Annotated in this window: 15 protein-coding genes and 1 riboswitch; of the genes, 5 read left to right on the top strand and 10 right to left on the bottom strand. The window is 71.5% G+C overall.

The genetic code is table 11. The annotated features are described in order from the left end of the window. Positions 1–114 precede the first annotated feature (114 nt). Together B072_RS0141840 and B072_RS0141835 are read left to right on the top strand one after the other, a co-directional pair. A complete protein-coding gene (locus B072_RS0141840; protein ID WP_018535987.1) occupies positions 115–1368 on the top strand; it encodes an MFS transporter in 1254 nt (417 codons plus the stop codon). Then, positions 1319–2647: a D-arabinono-1,4-lactone oxidase gene (locus B072_RS0141835; protein ID WP_018535986.1), complete on the top strand. Its 1329-nt coding sequence runs from the start codon at positions 1319–1321 to the stop codon at positions 2645–2647. The genes B072_RS0141840 and B072_RS0141835 overlap by 50 nt, the downstream gene beginning before the upstream one ends. Before the next feature lie 10 nt (positions 2648–2657). On the opposite strand, the gene B072_RS45305 is transcribed toward B072_RS0141835, so the two are convergent. Further along, entirely contained in the window at positions 2658–4010 is a 1353-nt protein-coding gene (locus B072_RS45305) for a hypothetical protein (RefSeq protein WP_018535985.1), read from the bottom strand. A 521-nt stretch (positions 4011–4531) separates the two neighbouring features. Between B072_RS45305 and sepH the strand changes: the two genes are divergently transcribed. Then, entirely contained in the window at positions 4532–5605 is a 1074-nt protein-coding gene (sepH, locus tag B072_RS0141825; RefSeq protein WP_018535984.1) for a septation protein SepH, read from the top strand. Between the two features lie 69 nt (positions 5606–5674). Here sepH and B072_RS0141820 read toward each other — a convergent pair whose 3' ends face one another. Continuing rightward, positions 5675–6532 (bottom strand): sulfurtransferase, encoded by an 858-nt coding sequence (locus B072_RS0141820; RefSeq protein ID WP_026246891.1) that lies wholly within the window; start codon positions 6530–6532, stop codon positions 5675–5677. A 285-nt stretch (positions 6533–6817) separates the two neighbouring features. On the opposite strand from B072_RS0141820, the gene B072_RS0141815 reads away from it, so the two are divergent. Beyond that, the gene (locus tag B072_RS0141815) at positions 6818–7594 is read left to right on the top strand and encodes a VOC family protein (RefSeq protein WP_026246890.1); all 777 of its coding nucleotides are present in this window, start codon (positions 6818–6820) and stop codon (positions 7592–7594) included. Between the two features lie 73 nt (positions 7595–7667). On the opposite strand, the gene B072_RS0141810 is transcribed toward B072_RS0141815, so the two are convergent. The 4 genes from B072_RS0141810 to B072_RS0141795 form a co-directional block, all read right to left on the bottom strand. Next, a complete protein-coding gene (locus tag B072_RS0141810; protein WP_018535981.1) occupies positions 7668–8318 on the bottom strand; it encodes a thymidine kinase in 651 nt (216 codons plus the stop codon). Positions 8319–8370: 52 nt separating this feature from the next. Further along, positions 8371–9558: an alkaline phosphatase family protein gene (locus B072_RS0141805; RefSeq protein ID WP_018535980.1), complete on the bottom strand. Its 1188-nt coding sequence runs from the start codon at positions 9556–9558 to the stop codon at positions 8371–8373. Next, a complete protein-coding gene (locus tag B072_RS0141800) occupies positions 9558–10145 on the bottom strand; it encodes a DUF5998 family protein (protein ID WP_018535979.1) in 588 nt (195 codons plus the stop codon). Before B072_RS0141800 ends, B072_RS0141805 begins: the two co-directional genes overlap by 1 nt. 106 nt (positions 10146–10251) lie before the next feature. After that, a complete protein-coding gene (locus tag B072_RS0141795) occupies positions 10252–13062 on the bottom strand; it encodes a bifunctional GNAT family N-acetyltransferase/acetate--CoA ligase family protein (RefSeq protein WP_018535978.1) in 2811 nt (936 codons plus the stop codon). 179 nt (positions 13063–13241) lie between these two features. On the opposite strand from B072_RS0141795, the gene B072_RS0141790 reads away from it, so the two are divergent. Continuing rightward, positions 13242–13523: an HPr family phosphocarrier protein gene (locus B072_RS0141790; protein WP_018535977.1), complete on the top strand. Its 282-nt coding sequence runs from the start codon at positions 13242–13244 to the stop codon at positions 13521–13523. Between the two features lie 205 nt (positions 13524–13728). On the opposite strand, the gene B072_RS0141785 is transcribed toward B072_RS0141790, so the two are convergent. The 4 genes from B072_RS0141785 to B072_RS0141770 form a co-directional block, all read right to left on the bottom strand. After that, on the bottom strand, positions 13729–14415 hold the full coding sequence (locus tag B072_RS0141785) for a GntR family transcriptional regulator (protein WP_018535976.1): 687 nt from the start codon (positions 14413–14415) through the stop codon (positions 13729–13731). Between the two features lie 234 nt (positions 14416–14649). Continuing rightward, positions 14650–15441, bottom strand: coding sequence for a M23 family metallopeptidase (locus tag B072_RS0141780; protein ID WP_018535975.1), 792 nt, complete (start codon positions 15439–15441; stop codon positions 14650–14652). 12 nt (positions 15442–15453) lie between these two features. Next, a riboswitch (cyclic di-AMP (ydaO/yuaA leader) is annotated at positions 15454–15626 on the bottom strand. A gap of 242 nt (positions 15627–15868) precedes the next feature. Next, positions 15869–17236, bottom strand: a complete 1368-nt coding sequence (locus tag B072_RS0141775) for a M16 family metallopeptidase (RefSeq protein WP_043245712.1) — start codon at positions 17234–17236, stop codon at positions 15869–15871. A gap of 17 nt (positions 17237–17253) precedes the next feature. Continuing rightward, entirely contained in the window at positions 17254–18591 is a 1338-nt protein-coding gene (locus B072_RS0141770; RefSeq protein ID WP_018535973.1) for an insulinase family protein, read from the bottom strand. Positions 18592–18747: the final 156 nt, after the last annotated feature.

Below are 18747 nucleotides of genomic sequence, written 5' to 3'. Positions count from 1 at the left end.
AACCATGACACGCGTAAGCTGTATCAGTCGCAGTTACGCCTTACCCCTTACGCCCAGTGTCGTGCCGAGCCGCCTTCAGGCACACCCCGGGGCGCCCGCCTGACCGGAGTCGCTTTGCCCAGCCCCTACCGCGCCATATTCGCCCTGCCCGGGACCAAGAGCTTCTCGGTGGCCGGGTTCCTGGGCCGGATGCCCCTGTCGATGATGGGCATCGGGATCGTCACGATGGTCTCGCAGCTGACGGGGCGCTACGGCCTCGCGGGCGCGCTGTCGGCGACGGTGGCGCTGTCCGCCGCCGCGATCGGACCCCAGATCTCGCGCCTCGTCGACCAGTACGGGCAGCGGCGGGTGCTCCGCCCCGCCACGCTGGTCTCGCTCGTCGCGGTCACGGGGATGCTCCTGTGCGCCAAGTACGAGGCGCCGGAGTGGACGCTGTTCCTGTGCGCCGCGTTCATCGGTTGCGTACCGAGTGTCGGCTCGATGATCCGTGCCCGGTGGGCGGTGCTCTACCGGGAGACCCCCCGGCAGCTGCACACCGCGTACTCCTTCGAGTCCGTCATCGACGAGGTGTGCTTCATCTTCGGGCCGATCATCTCGATCGGCCTGTCCACCGCCTGGTTCCCGGAGGCAGGGCCCCTTCTCGCGGGCTGTTTCCTCGCGGTCGGCGTCTTCTGGCTGACCGGCCAGCGGGCCACCGAGCCGCTCCCTCACCCTCGTACGCACGGCAGCGGTGGATCGGCGCTCCGCGCGCGCGGGTTGCAGGTTCTGGTGGCCACCTTCGTCGCCACGGGCGCGATCTTCGGGTCCATCGACGTGGTGACGGTGGCCTTCGCGGAGGACCAGGGGCACAAGTCGATGGCCAGCCTGGTGCTCGCCGTGTACGCGGCCGGGTCCTGCCTCGCCGGTGCGGTGTTCGGCCTGCTGCACTTCAAGGGGGCTCCCGCGCGCAGGTGGCTGGTGGGTGTGTGCGTGATGGCCGTGAGTATGATCCCCCTCCAACTGGTCGGGAACCTGTCGCTCCTGGCCGTGGCGCTCTTCGTAGCGGGCCTGACCGTCGCTCCGACGATGATCACGACGATGGCCCTCGTCGAGCAGCACGTACCACGCGCGAAACTGACCGAGGGCATGACCTGGGTGAGCACCGGACTCACGGCCGGTGTCGCGCTCGGCTCCTCCGTGGCCGGCTGGGTGATCGACGCCGCCGGCGCGAAGGCCGGGTACGGGGTGCCGGGCATCTCCGGCGCCGTCGCGGTCCTGGTCGCGTTCCTGGGCTACCGCCGGCTGAAGCAGCCGGTTCCGCAGCGGGGAGGAACAACCCATGAGCACGGCGCAGACGGGCAGCAGCAAGAGCAGCGAAGCGTGGCGTAACTGGGCGGGGAACGTCGTCTCCCGCCCCGTGCGCGAGGTGACGCCCGCCTCGGTGGAGGAACTGACCGCCGCCGTGCGCCGGGCCGCGGAGGACGGACTGAAGGTGAAGGCCGTCGGCACGGGCCACTCCTTCACGGCCGCCGCCGCGACCGACGGCGTGTTGATACGCCCTCAACTGTTGACCGGCATCCGCACCCTCGACCGCGCCAACGGGACCGTCACGGTCGAGGCAGGCACCCCGCTCAAGCGCCTCAACCTGGCCCTCGCCCGCGAGGGGCTGTCGCTCACGAACATGGGCGACATCATGGAGCAGACCGTCTCCGGCGCCACCAGCACCGGCACGCACGGCACGGGCCGCGAATCGGCCTCCATCGCCGCGCAGATCAAGGGACTTGAGCTCGTCACGGCGAGCGGCGAACTGATCACCTGCTCCGAGAAGGAGAACCCGGAGATCTTCGCCGCCGCCCGGATCGGCCTGGGCGCGCTCGGCATCGTCACGGCGATCACCTTCGCCGTGGAGCCGATCTTCCTGCTCACCGCGCGCGAGGAGCCGATGACCTTCGACAAGGTCACCAGCACCTTCGACGAACTGCACGCCGAGAACGAGCACTTCGAGTTCTACTGGTTCCCGCACACCGGGAACTGCAACACCAAGCGGAACAACCGCAGCGCGGGTCCCGAGGCCCCGGTGTCGGCGCTCAGCAGCCTGTGGGAGGACGAGATCCTCTCCAACGGCCTCTTCCAGGCGGTCAATTCGCTCGGCCGGGCCGTGCCCGCCACGATCCCGGCGATCGCCAAGGTCTCCAGCAAGGCGCTGTCAGCCCGGACGTACACCGACATTCCCTACAAGGTCTTCACATCTCCGCGCCGGGTGCGCTTCGTGGAGATGGAGTACGCGGTTCCGCGTGAGGCCCTCGTGGAGACGCTGCGCGAGCTGAAGTCCATGGTGGACCGGTCGAACCTGCGGATCAGCTTCCCGGTGGAGGTGCGCACCGCCCCGGCCGACGACATCGCGCTGTCCACGGCGTCGGGCCGGGACAGCGCGTACATCGCCGTCCACATGTACAAGGGCACCCCGTACCAGCGGTACTTCACCGCCGCGGAGAGCATCTTCACCGCCCACGAGGGCCGCCCGCACTGGGGCAAGGTGCACACCCGCGACGCCGCGTACTTCGCCGCGGCCTACCCGCGCTTCGGCGAGTTCACCGAGCTGCGCGACCGCCTGGACCCGGACCGTCTGTTCGCCAACGGCTACCTGCGGCGGGTCCTCGGCGACTGACGCCGGCGTCCTACTCGGCCGGCGACTGACCGCCGGAGCCGCTCGTCGGCCCGGTACCCGTGTCCCCGCTCTGCGACGGAGTCGGCGTGGGCGTCGGGTTCGAGGTGTCGTCACCGGTGTCCGAACCGTTGTCCGAGCCCGAGTCGGATCCCGTGTCCGAACCGGTGCCCGTGCCGTGGTCCGACCCGGTGTCCGAGTCGCCGCTGCCGCTCGGGGTCGGCGTGGGCGTCGTGTTGCCGCTCGTCGACGAGCCGTCGCCGTTCTGCGTGCCGTCGTCCGAACCGGTGCTGCTGGTGTCGGAGGGCTGCTGCGAGGTGCTCGGCGTCGGCTCGCTGCCGCCGCCGGCCGAGCCGTGGCGCCCCTTGAAGGCGTCGCCGATGGTGGTGCTCTTGCCGTCCCCGCTGAAGCTCTGGCCGCTCACCAGCTCGTACGTGGTGATGCCGCCCATCGTGACGCCGAAGACGACGGCCGCGGCGATCAGTGGCCGCTTCCAGCTCTTGACGCGCGTGCGGTGCACCGTGCCCTCGGTGAACTCCTCGGGCTCCTCGTCGGGCCCGCCCGGCGGGAGCGGCTGCCCGGGCGACCCGGCAGCGGGCCGCAGAACACGTGTGGCGTCGTCGGGCGCGGGCCGCAGCACGCGCGTGGCGTCGTCCGTCGCCCGGGAGTCGACGAGCTGTGTCCGGTCCGGGTCCGCGGCACCGGCCGTGCCCAGCAGTCGGGTCCTGTCGGGATCGTCGGCCGACAGGTTCCCCGTCGCCCCCGCACCGGTGTCGTCCAGCAGGTCGGCCACCGCGCCCGTGTCGAGCATCTGCGTCTTGTCGAAGTCCGCCCCCGGTCCGCCGACCGCGACGGATCCGGCGGAACCGGCGGAACCGGCGGAGCTGTCCATGGACAGCTGCGGCACCATCGCCGTCTCCTCGGCGTCCGCGGCGGCCGCCCTGCCCCACGTCGTGGTGGTCGGCACGGCGGCCATGGCGGGCCGCTGCGCGGGCGGCCGCTCGCCGGTGACCATGGCGGTCGTGGCGTCCATCGACGTGTCCGACCGGAACGTGCGCGGCACCGGGCGGCCCTCCGCCGTGACCGGGACCTGCCGTCCCTTCGGCTTCGACGTCACGGCGGCGTCGCGTATCTGCTCGCCCGTGCGCCGGAAGAAGTGCTGGAAGAGCGTGCCACCGCAGGTGGCGAGGGCGCTGACCACGCCGGCGCCCAGGATCGTCCCGTAGACACCGAGACCGGAGGCGAGCTTCGCGGCCACGACAGCGGCGACCGCACTGCCCGCCACCTGGGGCACGCTCAGATCCAGCCGCTTCTTCTCCTTGGGCTCGCCTTGATCGTCCCTGGAGTTGTCCGGCTTCTCGCCCATCTCCTGACCTAGCCTGCCTTTCTCGACATACCGACTTGTTTCATATGGAAGTTCTCGAGGCTACGTGAACTTCTTGTGTCACGTGAGAGAGGGACGTATGGAAGGAGCCCTCAGTTCCGCTTCCGGAGGTTTCGTGAAGCACGCCACGCGGATCCCCCACGAATCGGGCACCCCCGACCGGCGCCCCATGCCCAACTCCCTCTCCCCGTGAGAAGTTGAGCGGCGTGCCGATCCACGCGAGTGGTCCGAATGGAGTACTGTTGCGAGCCCTGGGTCCGGTCTCCCGCCAGGGTGTCCGGGGCCTTCCAGGACCGCCGGGAGGGGGCTCGTTGCACAGGGTGACGACTTCGGTCACTTAGCGTTGCGAACAGGTAACCGTGCCATAACGGCGCTCTCGGGTCGATGCCCGACACGCCGGGCAACTCGGCAAGGTTGTGGCAGGCTGCACCCGGGCAGGCCACACTCGACTAGCGGAAGCAGCGACGCACGTGACGTCGGCAGGCACCACCCGGGAGGTCCCCATGCCCGAACTGCGTGTCGTGGCCGTCTCTAACGACGGCACACGGCTGGTGCTGAAGGCTGCGGACAGCACGGAGTACACGCTTCCGATCGACGAGCGCCTCCGGGCCGCCGTGCGCGGCGACCGTCCGCGTCTCGGCCAGATCGAGATCGAGGTGGAGAGCCACCTCCGCCCGCGTGACATCCAGGCGCGCATACGAGCCGGAGCCTCCGCCGAGGAGGTCGCCCAGCTCGCGGGCATTCCGGTCGACCGTGTACGCCGCTTCGAGGGCCCCGTGCTCGCGGAGCGGGCCTTCATGGCCGAGCGCGCCAGGAAGACTCCCGTGCGCCGTCCCGGCGAGACCACCGGCCCCCAGCTCGGCGAGGCGGTGCAGGAGCGTCTTCTGCTGCGCGGCGCCGACAAGGAAACCGTCCAGTGGGACTCCTGGCGCCGCGACGACGGCACCTGGGAAGTCCTGCTCGTCTACCGGGTCGCGGGCGAACCGCACTCGGCGAGCTGGACCTACGACCCGCCGCGCAGGCTCGTCCAGGCCGTGGACGACGAGGCACGCTCGCTCATCGGCGAGTCCGACGACATCGGTGTGCCCGAGCCCACGTTCCCGTTCGTGCCGCGCATCGCACGGCTGCCCAGGGACCGTCCGCTGGACCGCGCCCTGGACCGGCAGTTGGAGCGTCCGGTACCACCGCCGGAGCCCCCCACCGAGGACAACCTGCCGGCGATCGCCTCCTCCTCGGAGCGCGACTCGCTGACCAGCCTCCTGGAGGCGGTGCCCAGCTACCGCGGCGACATCGTGGTGCCCGACCGTCCCACGGCGGCTCCCGAGCCGCCGCAGGAGGAGCCGGAGCCGCCCGCTGCCGCCGAGGTGGAGGAGCCGCCGGCACCCGCCGCGTCGGCCGGCGCCGGAGCGGCGTACGCGGACGTGCTCATGCCGCGCTCCGTCGCGGGCCACCGCGACCGCCTGACCGGCACCACCGACCGCCAGGCCGAGGCCGACGGGGTACGCCCCGGGCGGCGGGCCGCGGTGCCGAGCTGGGACGAGATCGTGTTCGGCACACGCCGCAAGAAGCAGGATTAGTACCTCTCCGTACGTGGTCGGGGCCCGGGCCGTTCACCGCCCGGGCCCCGACTGCGTGCGGGAGAGGGGTTACTGCGGGTCGGGGCCCGTCGCCACCGGACGGGACTCGTCCGCCGACCACTGCGACCACGAGCCGACGTACAGCTGTGCGTCGAACCCGGCGACCGCGAGCGCCAGTACCTCGTGGGCACCGGAGACGCCGGAGCCGCAGTAGACGCCGACCTGGCCCGGATCCCCGGTCGCGCCAAGGGACTTGAAGCGCTCGGCGAGTTCGGCGGCGGGGCGGAAGCGGCCGTCGTCCGCGACGTTCTCGGTGGTCGGGGCCGACACGGCGCCCGGGATGTGGCCGCCGACGCGGTCGATGGGTTCCACGTCACCGCGGTAGCGCTCGGCCGCGCGGGCGTCCAGGAGCAGCCCGGAGCGGGCGAGGGCAGCCGCGTCGTCCGCGTCGAGGAGGCCGGTGGCACCGGGTGCAGGGGCGAAGGTGCCGGGCCGCACGGTCGGCACCGAGGTCTCCAGGGAGCCGTCCCAGGCGGCCAGGCCGCCGTCGAGGACCCGTACCGACGAGTGACCCGTCCAGCGCAGCAGCCACCAGGCACGGGCCGCGGCCCAGCCCTGGCCGCCGTCGTACACAACGACGTCCCGGTCCGCCGACACGCCCGCCGCGCGCATCGCGGCACCGAACGCCGCCAGGTCGGGCAGAGGGTGGCGGCCCTCCCCCGGGCCCGCGGTGCCGGCCAGCTCCCGGTCGAGGTCGATGAAGACCGCACTGGGGATGTGACCTGCCGCGTAGGCGGCGCGGCCGTCGAATTCCGGGGCTCCCGCGGCCTTCGCGACGCTGAGCTGCCAACGGATGTCGAGCACGACGGGAGGACGCTCTCCCGCCAACTCGCTCGCAAGTTCGGATGCGGTGATGATGGCATTCATGAGGGCCATCCTTGCTCATGCTCTGGCCCGAGCGCCCACGTTCGGATAGCGTGCTCGATCGACTACACAGCGTCGACCGGTCGGACACCGCCGAGTCATGGCGCGGCAACGCGCGCGAAACACCGTTTCGGGCATCCTCCGCGAGGAGTCCGGCGGTTTCGGCGCGGCCAGGGAGCGCCGCGCGGCACGGAGTGCCACGATCAGCACGGGCGCGACGCGACACATGGGATCCCGAGCGAGGGCCCCCGAGAGATCTGTTCTGAGGAGTCCGAGGAGAGAGTGACGATGACCGAGGCAGCAGCCCGGCGCGCACCCGGCACACCCTGCTGGGTGAGCCTGATGGTGCACGACATGGCGGCGACCCAGGACTTCTACGGGGCATTGTTCGGCTGGGAGTTCAGGCCCGGACCGCAACAGCTCGGCCCCTACGCGCGAGCACTCCTCGACGGCTCGGAGGTGGCCGGCATCGGCCAGCTGCCGCCCGAGCGTCACCTGCCGATCGCCTGGACCCCGTACCTGGCCTCGGACGACGTGGACGCGACGGCCGAGTCGGTGCGGCACTGCGGCGGCACGGTCGGAGTGGGCCCGCTGGACGCCGGTGAGGCGGGCCGGATGGCGATCGCCTCCGACCCGGTGGGCGCGGTCTTCGGCATCTGGCAGGCGGCCGGGCACCTGGGCATGGCGGTGACCGGAGTGCCGGGCTCGGTGGCGTGGAACGAGCTGGTGACGCGGGAGACCGCGAGCGTCGCCAAGTTCTACCGGACCGTCTTCGGGTACACCGAAGAGGCCGTGGTCTCCGCCGACTTCGACCATCTGACGCTGCACCTGGAGGGCCGCCCCGTGGCGTCCGTGCACGGAGCGGGACACGCCCTGCCCCGAGATCGCGGATCGCACTGGATGACGTACTTCGAGGTAGCCGACGTCGACGAGGCCGTGGAACGGGTCGCCGACCTGGGCGGACACGTGGTCAGGCCCGCACGGGAGGGCTCGCGCGGGCGGGTGGCGACGGTGGCGGATCCGGAGGGGGCGCGGTTCACGCTGGTGGTGTCGCAGAGCGACTGACGCCGTCCGCCGGGATCCAACTGCCGCACCCCGGTGGCGCGTTTGCCCGGCAAAGAACCGGGAGACGGCCTGCTCAGGCCGAGGCGACCGGCAGCACGTCGGGCGAGAGCGCCGCGGCGCGTGCGCCGGCGCTGGTCATCCGCCGCCGGTGGTGGCGTCGGCACAGCACCTCGTAGCCGATCTGGTCCTCGGCCTGGTTGACGTCGCCGACGACGACCTGGGCGCCCTCGACGACCATCTCACCGCCCACGGTGCGCGCGTTGTGCGTGGCGCGCGCACCGCACCAGCACAGCGCCTCGACCTGCAACACCTCGACGCGGTCGGCGAGTTCGACCAGGCGCTGCGAGCCGGGGAACAGCTTGGAGCGGAAGTCGGTCGTGATGCCGAAGGCGTAGACGTCGAGTTCGAGGTCGTCGACGACGCGGGCGAGCTGGTCGATCTGGCCGGGCGCGAGGAACTGCGCCTCGTCCGCGATCACGTAGTCCACCTTGCCGCCCTGGGAGAGGTGGTCGATGACGTACGCGTACACGTCGAGGTCGTCGGCGACCTCCACGGCGTCGGTGACCAGGCCGAGGCGGGAGGAGAGTTTGCCCTCGCCGGCCCGGTCGTCCCGGGTGAAGATCATGCCCTGGAGGCCGCGCGCGGACCGGTTGTGCTCGATCTGCAGAGCCAGAGTGCTCTTTCCACAGTCCATCGTTCCGGAGAAGAACACCAGCTCGGGCATGGGGAGTCGAGCACCTTTCGGGTCACACGGTGGGGGAAGGGGCGGGAGGAGGTCAGGAACGTACTTCGAGCAGCGGGACAAGCTGCTCGGCGGGGGTCATGGAGCCGTGGTTGCCGACCATCGCCGACTCCTTCGGTTCGTTCTGCGAGGCGATGATGAGCACGTCGTCGCGGGCGGCCGCGATGACGTCGCCGAGCCGGTCGTACACCCGCTGATCGACCTGGGGGCCGAACCAGCCTGCCGCGATCGCCTCGTCGCGGCTCGCGATCCAGAACTGCTCGCCGAGGACCTCGCGCCACACGGCGAGGACGTCGCCCTGCGCGCCCGGGACGGCGTACACGTGGCGCGCTCTGCCCTCGCCACCCAGCAGGGCGACGCCGGCCCCCAGTTCCCAGTCCTCGTCGAAGTCGATACGGGACTGCTCGTCGAAGGCGATGTCGACCATGCCGTGGTCGGCGGTGACGTACAGGGCGCTGCGCGGCGGCAGTTGCTCGGCGAGGCGCTGGGCGAGCCGGTCGACGTACATCAGTTGACCGCGCCACGGGTCGGAGTCGATGCCGAAGCGGTGCCCCTTGCCGTCCACCTCGCTGTAGTACGTGTAGACCAGCGACCGGTCCCCCGCGGCCAGTTGCTCGGCGGCCAGGTCCATGCGGTCCTCGCCGGAGAGCCGTCCGTAGAAGGTGCCGCCGCTGAGGGCGATCTTCGTCAGGGGCGTCGACTCGAAGGTGGGGGCGGAGACCTGGGCGGTGTGCACGCCCGCGGCGTGGGCGCGCTGGAAGATCGTGGGGTAGGGCTGCCAGGTCTGCGGCTTCGTCCACGGGTTCCAGCGGAGCTGGTTCATGAGCTCCCCCGTGGCCGGGTTGCGCACGGTGTAGCCGGGCAGGCCGTGGGCGCCGGGCGGCAGGCCGGTGCCGACCGAGGCGAGGGAGGTGGCGGTGGTCGCCGGGTAGCCCGCGGTGATGGGGCGGCCGGTGCCGCCGCGCGAGGAGGCTATGAGCGAGTGCAGGAACGGCGCCTCGTCCGGGTGGGCCTTCACCTGCTCCCAGCCGAGGCCGTCGATCAGGAAGACGCAGGCCCGGTCGACGGGGGCGAGCTCCTCGATCGTGGCGGTGCAGTCGGGTACGCCGAGGTGGGCGCCGAGGGTGGGCAGCAGGTCCGCGAGGGATCCGGTGCCGTACGCCGGGACGGGGGCGGTGTGGACGGGCAGCGGCTCTACGTCGTCCCAGGCGGCCTGCGTCATCAGCGTCCCGCGTCCGCGGTGGCTTCCGAGAGGGCCTGCGCGAAGGCGAGGGTCTGGCGCACGGTCTCCGGGCCGTCGCCGGCCTCGCTGACGCGCAGGCTCAGGTCGTCCGCCGTCGAGCTGCCCGTGTAGCCGTGGTCCGCCTCGCAGTTGGGGTCGCCGCAGGCCGCGGGCTCCAGGTCGATGCGGGAGACGGCGCCCCAGCCGATGGTGAGGACGACCTCGCGGGGCAGGGTGCCCGGGACGTACTTCTCCGGGTTGGCGACGACGCGGCTGAGCACGACCGAGGAGATCCGGTCGAGCTTCACGGACTCCGTGGACGTCGTCGCGTACGGCGTCGGGGACGTGGTGTCGGCGGCCTGCTCGTCGGTGTGGCTGACGATGAAGCGGGTGTCGGTCAGAACCAGGACGGTGACATGACGACGGACCTCGTTCGCGTCGAACGTGGTCTCCTGGTGGACGAGGTACGACGAGATCGGCTCGCCGCCGACCGCGGCCTCCACCGCCTCGGCCACGAGGGCCGGGTAGTAGCCGCTGCGCTCGATCGCCGCTCGCAGCCCTTGGGTCGTCGTACTGGTCTTGGCCATGAGGTCCATCCTAAGGCCCGGGAAGAGGCTGCCGTTGCGCCTGTGGATAACTCTGCGTGAGGGCATTTCCTGGCGGTTCGCCCACCGGCCCCGGGGTGAGCGGTGGTCAGTACGCGGCGGGCAGGGTGCGCGGGCCGAGGTCGTCACGGGCGGGTGGGGGTGCGAGCCGGACGGAGGCGCCGAGCACGGTCAGTCCGGCTTGTGCGACCACGACCGGTTCGAGGGCGACGCCGACCACCTCGGGGTGGTCGTCGACGAGGCGGGACACCCGCTGGAGCAACTCCTCCAGGGCCGGGGTGTCCACGGGGGCGGCGCCGCGCCACCCGAAGAGGATCGGGGCCGTCTTGATCGAGCGGACGACCGCCTGGGCGTCGCGGTCGGTGACCGGGATCAGGCGGTGTGCGGTGTCGCCGAGCAGTTCGGACGCGGCGCCGGCCAGGCCGAAGGAGAGCACGGCTCCGGCGGCCGGGTCTATGACGGCCCGGACGACGGTGTCGACGCCGCGCGGCGCCATCGCCTGGACGACGGGCCGCAGTTCGGCGGGCTTGCCGAGCCGCTCGGTGAGGTCTTCGTAGGCGCGGCGCAGATCCTCTTCGTCGGCGAGGTCGAGCCGTACGCCGCCCAGGTCGGGGCGGTGGCGCAGGTGCGGGGCCGTCGTCTTCAGTGCCACCGGGTAGCCGAGCGCGCGGGCCGCTTCGACGGCCTGGTCGGGGTCAGGCGCGGGCAGCGTCTGCCGTACGCCGATGCCGTAGCGGGACAGCAGCTCGCGGGCGTCGTCGGGGGCGAGGTCCGCGCCGCGGGGGTCGTCCTCCTTGGCGAGCAGCTCGGTGATCAGGGCGGCGGCGCCCGGCTCGTCGACGTCGTCGTACTCGGGCACCTTGCCGGGCTCGGCGGCGTCGCGGCGCCACTGCGCGTACTTGGTGGCTTCGGAGAGGGCGCGCACGGCACGCTCGGCGGCGGGGTAGGCGGGGATGAGGCGCGGGGTCGTCTCCCGCGGGGCCTCCGCCGTGGCGGGGGCCGGCCGGGACGGGGCGTTCGGGCCGGTGCTGGCCGCGGCGGAGAGCGCCTCGGCGAGACCGCCCAGCTCCACGTGGACGACGAGCACCGGCTTGGCGGGGGCGGCGGCCGCCGCCGCGCTCAGGGCTGCCGCCAACTCGGCGTCCTCGGTCGACTCCTCCCCCACCACCGGCATCGCGGTGACGACGACGGCGTCGGTCTTGTCGTCGGCCAGCGCTTCCTCCAAGGCGGCCCGGAAGTCCGCCGCGGAGGCTTCCGTGGTGAGGTCCCGCGGCGGCTTGGGCCGCAGCCCCTCGGAGAGGCAGACGTCGTAGGTGAGCAGGCCGAGCGACTCGGAGTTGCCCAGGATGGCGACGCGGGGGCCGGCGGGGAGCGGTTGACGTGCCAGCAGGAGGCCCGCGTCGACGAGTTCGGTGATCGTGTCGACGCGGATGACGCCCGCTTGGCGCAGGAGGGCGGAGACCGTGGCGTACGGGAGGCGCGTCGCTCGTACGGCGTGGCCCGTGGGCGCGATGCCGCTGTGCCGGGCGCCCTGGACGACCACCAGTGGCTTGGCCGCTGCCGTGCGGCGGGCGAGGCGTGTGAACTTGCGCGGGTTGCCGATCGATTCGAGGTACATGAGGGCGACGTCGGTGTCCGCGTCGTCGTACCAGTACTGGAGGACGTCGTTGCCGGAGACGTCGGCCCGGTTGCCCGCGGAGACGAATGTGGAGACCCCGGTGACCCCGGTGACGCCGCCGCCCCTGCGGTGCAGCCGTGACAGCAGGGCGATGCCGATGGCCCCGGACTGGGCGAACAGGCCGATGCGTCCGGCACGCGGCATCTCGGGGGCGAGCGAGGCGTTGAGGCGCACCTCGGGGGACGTGTTGACGACCCCGAAGGCGTTCGGCCCGATGATGCGCATCCCGTAGCTGCGTGCCTGGCGTACGAGTTCGCGCTGGCGCTCGCGGCCCTCGGCGCCGCTCTCGGCGTATCCGGCGGAGACCACGACCAGGCCCTGTACGCCGCGCTCGCCGCACTCGGCGACGACTTCGGGGACGTAGGGGGCGGGCACGGCGACGACGGCCAGGTCGACGTGTTCGGCCGGGTCGATGTCGCGCACGGAGCGGTGGGCGGGCACGCCGCCGACCTCGGTCAGGTCCTCGGGGAACGCCTTGTTCACCGCATAGAGGTGGCCCGTGTACCCGGCGTCCTTGAGGTTGTCGAGAACGCTGCGGCCCACTCCTCCGGGCGCACGTCCCACGCCGATCACGGCGACGGATCCGGGAGCGAGCAGGCGCTGCACGGAGCGGGCCTCGGCGCGCTGCTCTCGCGCGTGCTGCACCGCGAGGGAGGCCTCGGTGGGTTCGATGTCGAACTCCAGGCGGACGACGCCGTCCTCGAAGCTGCGCTTCTGCGTGTACCCGGCGTCCCGGAACACCTTGATCATCTTGGTGTTGGCGGGCAGCACCTCGGCGGCGAACCGGCGGATGTCGCGCTCCCGGGCGACGGCGGCGATGTGCTCCAGAAGGGCGGACGCCACGCCACGCCCCTGGTGGGCGTCCTGTACTAGGAAGGCGACCTCGGCCTCGTCGGCCGGTGCGGAAGCGGGCATCCCATGGGCGTTGATCCGGTCGTAGCGCACGGTCGCGATGAACTCGCCGCCGATCGTGACGGCGAGGCCGACCCGGTCGACGTAGTCGTGATGGGTGAAGCGGTGGACGTCCTTGGCGGACAGGCGCGGGTAGGGCGCGAAGAAGCGGTAGTACTTCGACTCGTCCGAGACCTGCTCGTAGAAGCTGGTCAGGCGCTCGGCGTCCTCGGTGGTGATGGGCCTGATCCGGGCGGTGCCGCCGTCGCGCAGCACCACGTCGGCCTCCCAGTGGGCGGGATAGGCGTGCCGGTCCGACGGGGTCTCCATGCCGCAAGCGTAGGGCCGGGCGCCGACAGTCGTACGGGTCGCGGCCCGCGCGCGTGGGAGGCAGGCTGAAGAAGGCCGAAGGAGCGGTGCTCGGACGGGACGTGGGTCCGCGTCGAGCACATTCCCCGGTGTGTGAGAATGGTCTAGACAACTGTGAGACACCTGAAGGGCAGCATCACATGGCTGAGCGCCGCGTCAACGTCGGCTGGGCCGAGGGCCTCCACGCTCGTCCCGCCTCCATCTTCGTCCGCGCGGCCACGGCGGCCGGCGTCCCCGTGACGATCGCCAAGGCCGACGGCAACCCCGTCAACGCCGCCTCCATGCTCGCGGTGCTCGGTCTCGGCGCCCAGGGCGGCGAGGAGATCGTGCTGGCCTCCGAGGCCGAGGGCGCGGACGCCGCACTCGACCGTCTGGCCAAGCTGGTCGCCGAGGGTCTCGAGGAGCTCCCCGAGACCGTCTGACCCACGGCATTTCCACGGAGCCGCGCGTTTCCCCCCGGGAACGCGCGGCTCCGTCGTTTTGCGTCGCACACTTCGGCCTGAATTGACGCACGACCGAAAGTACGTCAGTAATTCATCACGCCCGATTCAATACCGAAAAGGGCAGCGGAAAACATGCCGCGACCCATTCAGCGAATAGCGCACTTCTTTGTATACGGCCCCCCTGTTAATGCTGGAGCCCTGCCGTGTTTACGGGATGTTGCGAAGTCCTCACACGCTCGCCCGCGCGGGGGACGCGCAGCCGGTGCGCCGCCGTCGCGCGCTCGGTGTGCAGGGCGGTCAGGGCGCGGGCCCGCTCGGCGTCGCCGCGGGCCACCGCGTCGACGATGGCGCCGTGCTCCGCCCAGGACTCGGCCGGCTGGGCCGGGGTCTCGACCGCGTACATCCAGGCGATCTTGTGCCGGAGCTGGGTGAGAAGGGCGATCAGACCGGGGCTTCCGGAGGCCTGCGCGAGCGTCTCGTGGAACCAGCCGCCCAGGGAGCGCAGGTCCTCGTTCTGCCCCCTCCTGGAGCGCTCCTGGCCCAGTCTGACCAGGCCGCGGAGCACTTTGAGGTGAGCCTCGGTGCGGCGCTGCGCGGCGCGGGCCGCGCCCAGCGGCTCGAGCAGCATGCGGATCTCCAGGAGGTCGGCGGCCTCCTGCTCGGTGGGCTCGGCGACACAGGCGCCCGCGTGCCGGCGCGTGACGACGAAGCCTTCCGCCTCCAGGGTGCGCAGCGCCTCACGGACCGGGACGCGCGAGACGCCGTAGCGGCGCGCGAGCAGTTCCTCGGTGAGCCTGCCGCCGCGCTCGTAGACACCCGCGACGATGTCGTCGCGGATCGCCGTGCATACCGAGTGCGCGGGAATGCGCATGACCCGACCTCCGCCTTAATCCCCGCGAAACGCGGTCGATTGACGCCCGTACAAGCACGAGGGACACCCGCCCGGCGCGCTTGCCCGACGACTCTATTCCACCACTCTTGAATTTCCGACGGCAGCCCGGAATCCATGGATATTTTTTGGACAGCGGAGGGTCGCTCAGGACAGTCAACGCGAAAGCCCCGGCTCGGTGAGCCGGGGCTTTCGGATGATATTGGTGCGGTCGCGTCAGACGTTCACGCCGTGCGAGCGCAGGTACGCGACGGGGTCCATGTCGGAGCCGTAGTCGGGGGTCGTGCGGGCCTCGAAGTGGAGGTGCGGGCCCGTGACGTTGCCGGTGGCGCCGGAGAGGCCTATCTGCTGGCCGGGGGTGACCGACTGGCCGACGGAGACACCGATGGACGACAGGTGACCGTACTGGGTGTACGTGCCGTCGTTCATCTTGATGACGATGTTGTTGCCGTAGGCGCCGCCCCAGCCGGCCTCGACGACGGTGCCGGAGCCGACCGCGTGGACCGAGGTGCCGCTGGCGGCGTGGAAGTCGATGCCGGTGTGGCTGCCGGAGGACCACAGACCGCTGCTCGCCTTGTAGGCGGTGGAGACGTACGAGCCGGAGATGGGCGCCACGAAGGTGTTGAGGCGCTTGCGCTCGGCCTCACGGGCGGCGCGCGCCTTGGCCTCGCGCTCCTTCTTGTCCTTCTCCTCGGCCTGGCGCTTGGCTTCGGCCGCCTTCTTCTTGGCCTCGGCCTCGGCCTTCTTCTTGGCGGCGGCCTCGTCGGCGGCCTTCTTCTGCGCGGTGGCCTGGGCGTCGATCCGGTCGGCGAGCGAGTCGCCGATGGAGATCGCCTGCGTCAGGTTGTTGCTCTGATCGGCGGCCGCGGTGTCGGCGGCGAGGGCGGGGGCGGCGAGGCCTCCGACGACACCGGTCGTGGTGAGCGCCGCGACACTCGCGACCTGCGCGGTGGTACGCGTGATGCGACTCGGACGACGGTGCTTCCCGGTGGCACGGGTGAACGCCATGAAGGGGCTGATCCTTTCCTTCCCTCTCGCCTACCGGGTTAGCTGACGGGTTCGGAGCAGGAAGGTCTCCTACGGGTGTCTCCCTCACGCCTACGGCCAGGAAGAACGCCCGATTCACCCCAGGGACTGCGGTGGGTCCCCGGCTCCCCTGGCTCGCGCCATGGGGGACTCGGCGATGGCTGCCCGGTGACGCGGCGCGGCACTGGTGCGGCGGACAGCCGGACCGACGCTAAGCGGGGCATCTTTCATTCAACAAACAGATCCCGGCTTTTGTAGTGCATGCCACAGGGCAGACAGGCAACCTATGCACTATTTCGGACATATGCGATCCATCGTGATCACGTCCGCGCACGTGAGCGACACCACTGAGCCCCAGTGGCCGGGGGGGGGACCACTGGGGCTCGTGAGTCGGACGGGAGAAGGGCGATCAGCCGGTGACCACGGTCACTTCGCCGATGCCGAGCGCCTTGACGGGCTCCTCGATCTGGCCGGCGTCGCCCACGAGGATCGTCACCAGCCGGTCCGCCGGGAAGGCGCTCACGACCGCCGCCGTGGCCTCCACGGTGCCTGTCTCGGCCAGTTGGCGGTACATCTGGGCCTGGTAGTCGTCGGGCAGGTGCTGCTCGACCTGGTCGGCGAGGGTGCCCGCGACGTTGGCGGCGGTCTCGAACTTCAGCGGGGCCACGCCCACCAGGTTCTGCACGGCCGTGTCCCGCTCGGCATCCGTGAGGCCCTCGGCGGCCAGCGTGCGCAGCACCTTCCAGAGGTCGTCGAGCGCCGGACCGGTGTTCGGGGTGTCCACGGAGCCGCTGATGGCGAGCATCGCCGCGCCCGTCCCGTCGGGCGCGGAACGCAGCACCTGGGCGAAGGACCGCACGCCGTAGGTGTAGCCCTTCTCCTCGCGCAGGACGCGGTCCAGGCGCGAGGTGAGGGTGCCGCCCAGGCAGTACGTGCCGAGGATCTGCGCGGCCCACACGCGGTCGTGCTTGTCGGGCCCGACGCGGCCGATCAGCAGCTGCGTCTGCACGGCTCCCGGACGGTCCACGATCACGACGCGGCCGGTGTCGTCGGCCGTCACGGGCGGCACGGGGCGTGCCTCGGCGGTGTCACCGGTCCAGGCGCCGAGCGTGTCGGCGAGGAGGCCGTCGAGGTCGACGCCGGTCAGGTCACCCACCACCACGGCCGTGGCGGTGGCGGGGCGTACGTGCTTCTCGTAGAAGGCACGCACGGCCACCGCGTCGATCGCGGTGACGGTCTCCTCGGTGCCCTGGCGCGGGCGCGACATGCGCGCGTCGGCCGGGAAGAGCTGCTTGGAGAGCTCCTTGGCGGCGCGGCGGGCCGGACTGGCGCTCTCGTGCGGGATCTCGTCCAGGCGGTTGCGTACGAGGCGCTCGATCTCGGCGTCGGCGAAGGCGGGCGCCCGGAGGGCGTCGGCCAGCAGCCCGAGCCCCTTGGGGAGGCGGGAGACGGGCACTTCGAGGGAGACGCGGACGCCGGGGTGGTCGGCGTGGGCGTCCAGGGTGGCGCCGCAGCGCTCCAGTTCGGCCGCGAACTCCTCGGCGGAATGCTTGTCGGTGCCCTCGTTGAAGGCACGTGCCATGATCGTGGCGACGCCGTCGAGGCCCTTCGGCTCGGCCTCCAGGGGCGCGTCCAGATTGATCTCCACGGCCACGACCTGCTGGCCGGGGCGGTGACAGTGCAGCACCGTGAGGCCGTTGCCGAGCGCGCCGCGCCGCGGGGCGGGGAACGCCCACGGCTTGGCCGCGCCCGGCTGTGGCTGGGGGTGGAAGTCCATGGTCGCGAGCTGCTCGGTCACTGGCCCGCCTCCTCGTCGTCGTTCTCGCTGTCGGCAGGGGCCGTGGGCTCGTACACCAGGACCGCGCGGTTGTCGGGCCGCAGGCGCGCCTTGGCGATCTCCTGGACCTCCTCGGCGGTCACGGCGAGAACGCGCTGCACGGCGGTGAGGGCGAGCTGCGGGTCGCCGAACAGGACGGCGTAACGGCACAGTTCGTCGGCGCGACCCGCGACGGTGCCGAGCCGGTCCAGCCACTCGCGCTCCAACTGGGCCTGGGCGCGCTCCATTTCCTCGGGGCTCGGGCCTTCCTCGGCGAACCGGGCGAGCTCCTCGTCGACGGCGGCCTCGATGACGGGCACCTCGACGTCGCCGGAGGTCTTCACGTCGAGCCAGCCGAGGGAGGGCGCACCGGCGAGCCGCAGCAGGCCGAACCCGGCGGCCACAGCGGTCTGGTCGCGGCGTACGAGGCGGTTGTACAGCCGCGAGGACTCGCCGCCGCCGAGCACGGTCAGGGCGAGGTCGGCGGCGTCGCACGCGCGCGGGCCGTCCTCGGGAAGCCGGTAGGCGGCCATCAGGGCGCGGGCCGGGACCTCCTCCTCGACGACCTCGCGCAGCTGCTCGCCGATGATGTCGGGCAGGGCTCCGTCGCGCGGGGCCGGCTTGCCGTCGTGCCCGGCGATGGAACCGAAGTACTTCTCGATCCAGGCGAGCGTCTGCTCGGGATCGATGTCACCCACCACGGAGAGCACCGCGTTGTTGGGCGCGTAGTAGGTGCGGAAGAAGTTCCGCGCGTCCTCCAGGGTGGCCGCGTCCAGGTCGGCCATGGAGCCGATGGGCGTGTGGTGGTACGGGTGGCCCTCCGGGTACATGAGGGCGGTCAGCTTCTCGAACGCCGTGCCGTAAGGGACGTTGTCGTAGCGCTGACGGCGCTCGTTCTTCACGACGTCGCGCTGGTTCTCCATCGACTCGTCGTCCAGAGCCGTCAGGAGCGAGCCCATGCGGTCGGCCTCCAGCCACAGCGCGAGCTCCAGCTGGTGGGCGGGCATGGTCTCGAAGTAGTTCGTACGCTCGAAGCTCGTCGTACCGTTGAGCGAACCGCCCGCGCCCTGGACCAGTTCGAAGTGGCCGTTGCCCGGCACCTGCTTCGAGCCCTGGAACATCAGGTGCTCGAAAAGGTGAGCCAGGCCCGTACGGCCCTTGACCTCGTGGCGCGAGCCGACGTCGTACCAGAGGCAGACCGCCGCGACCGGGGTCAGGTGATCCTCGGAGAGCACCACGCGCAGGCCGTTGGCCAGCCGGTGCTCGGTCGCTGTCAGGCCGCCGGAGCCGGCCTCGGCGGTGGCCGTGTGACCCATGGGCATGTACGTCCCTTCGATCGCGGAAAATGCAGAAGTGCTGCCAGTCCTGCCACTGTATGCAAGCGTGCTGACCCCTGGCGAAGTTCCCGCTGCGGCTACGCCCTAAGCGATGAAAGCACCCTCACGCGGGCCGCGAACCACGCGGTACGGACG

Source organism: Streptomyces sp. HmicA12, from assembly GCF_000373565.1.
GTDB lineage: Bacteria > Actinomycetota > Actinomycetes > Streptomycetales > Streptomycetaceae > Streptomyces.
This window is presented reverse-complemented; position numbering and strand designations above follow the sequence as displayed.

Bases quoted from the DNA above. Each gene is read 5' to 3' on its own strand.
- B072_RS0141835 (WP_018535986.1), top strand. From the start codon at position 1,319: ATGAGCACGGCGCAGACGGGCAGCAGCAAGAGCAGCGAAGCGTGGCGT.
- B072_RS0141805 (WP_018535980.1), bottom strand. From the start codon at position 9,558: ATGACGCAGGCCGCCTGGGACGACGTAGAGCCGCTGCCCGTCCACACC.
- B072_RS0141810 (WP_018535981.1), bottom strand. From the start codon at position 8,318: ATGCCCGAGCTGGTGTTCTTCTCCGGAACGATGGACTGTGGAAAGAGC.
- B072_RS0141775 (WP_043245712.1), bottom strand. From the start codon at position 17,236: ATGGACTTCCACCCCCAGCCACAGCCGGGCGCGGCCAAGCCGTGGGCG.
- B072_RS0141790 (WP_018535977.1), top strand. From the start codon at position 13,242: ATGGCTGAGCGCCGCGTCAACGTCGGCTGGGCCGAGGGCCTCCACGCT.
- B072_RS0141795 (WP_018535978.1), bottom strand. From the start codon at position 13,062: ATGGAGACCCCGTCGGACCGGCACGCCTATCCCGCCCACTGGGAGGCC.
- B072_RS0141820 (WP_026246891.1), bottom strand. From the start codon at position 6,532: ATGAATGCCATCATCACCGCATCCGAACTTGCGAGCGAGTTGGCGGGA.
- B072_RS0141770 (WP_018535973.1), bottom strand. From the start codon at position 18,591: ATGGGTCACACGGCCACCGCCGAGGCCGGCTCCGGCGGCCTGACAGCG.
- B072_RS0141800 (WP_018535979.1), bottom strand. From the start codon at position 10,145: ATGGCCAAGACCAGTACGACGACCCAAGGGCTGCGAGCGGCGATCGAG.
- sepH (WP_018535984.1), top strand. From the start codon at position 4,532: ATGCCCGAACTGCGTGTCGTGGCCGTCTCTAACGACGGCACACGGCTG.
- B072_RS0141815 (WP_026246890.1), top strand. From the start codon at position 6,818: ATGACCGAGGCAGCAGCCCGGCGCGCACCCGGCACACCCTGCTGGGTG.
- B072_RS45305 (WP_018535985.1), bottom strand. From the start codon at position 4,010: ATGGGCGAGAAGCCGGACAACTCCAGGGACGATCAAGGCGAGCCCAAG.
- B072_RS0141785 (WP_018535976.1), bottom strand. From the start codon at position 14,415: ATGCGCATTCCCGCGCACTCGGTATGCACGGCGATCCGCGACGACATC.
- B072_RS0141780 (WP_018535975.1), bottom strand. From the start codon at position 15,441: ATGGCGTTCACCCGTGCCACCGGGAAGCACCGTCGTCCGAGTCGCATC.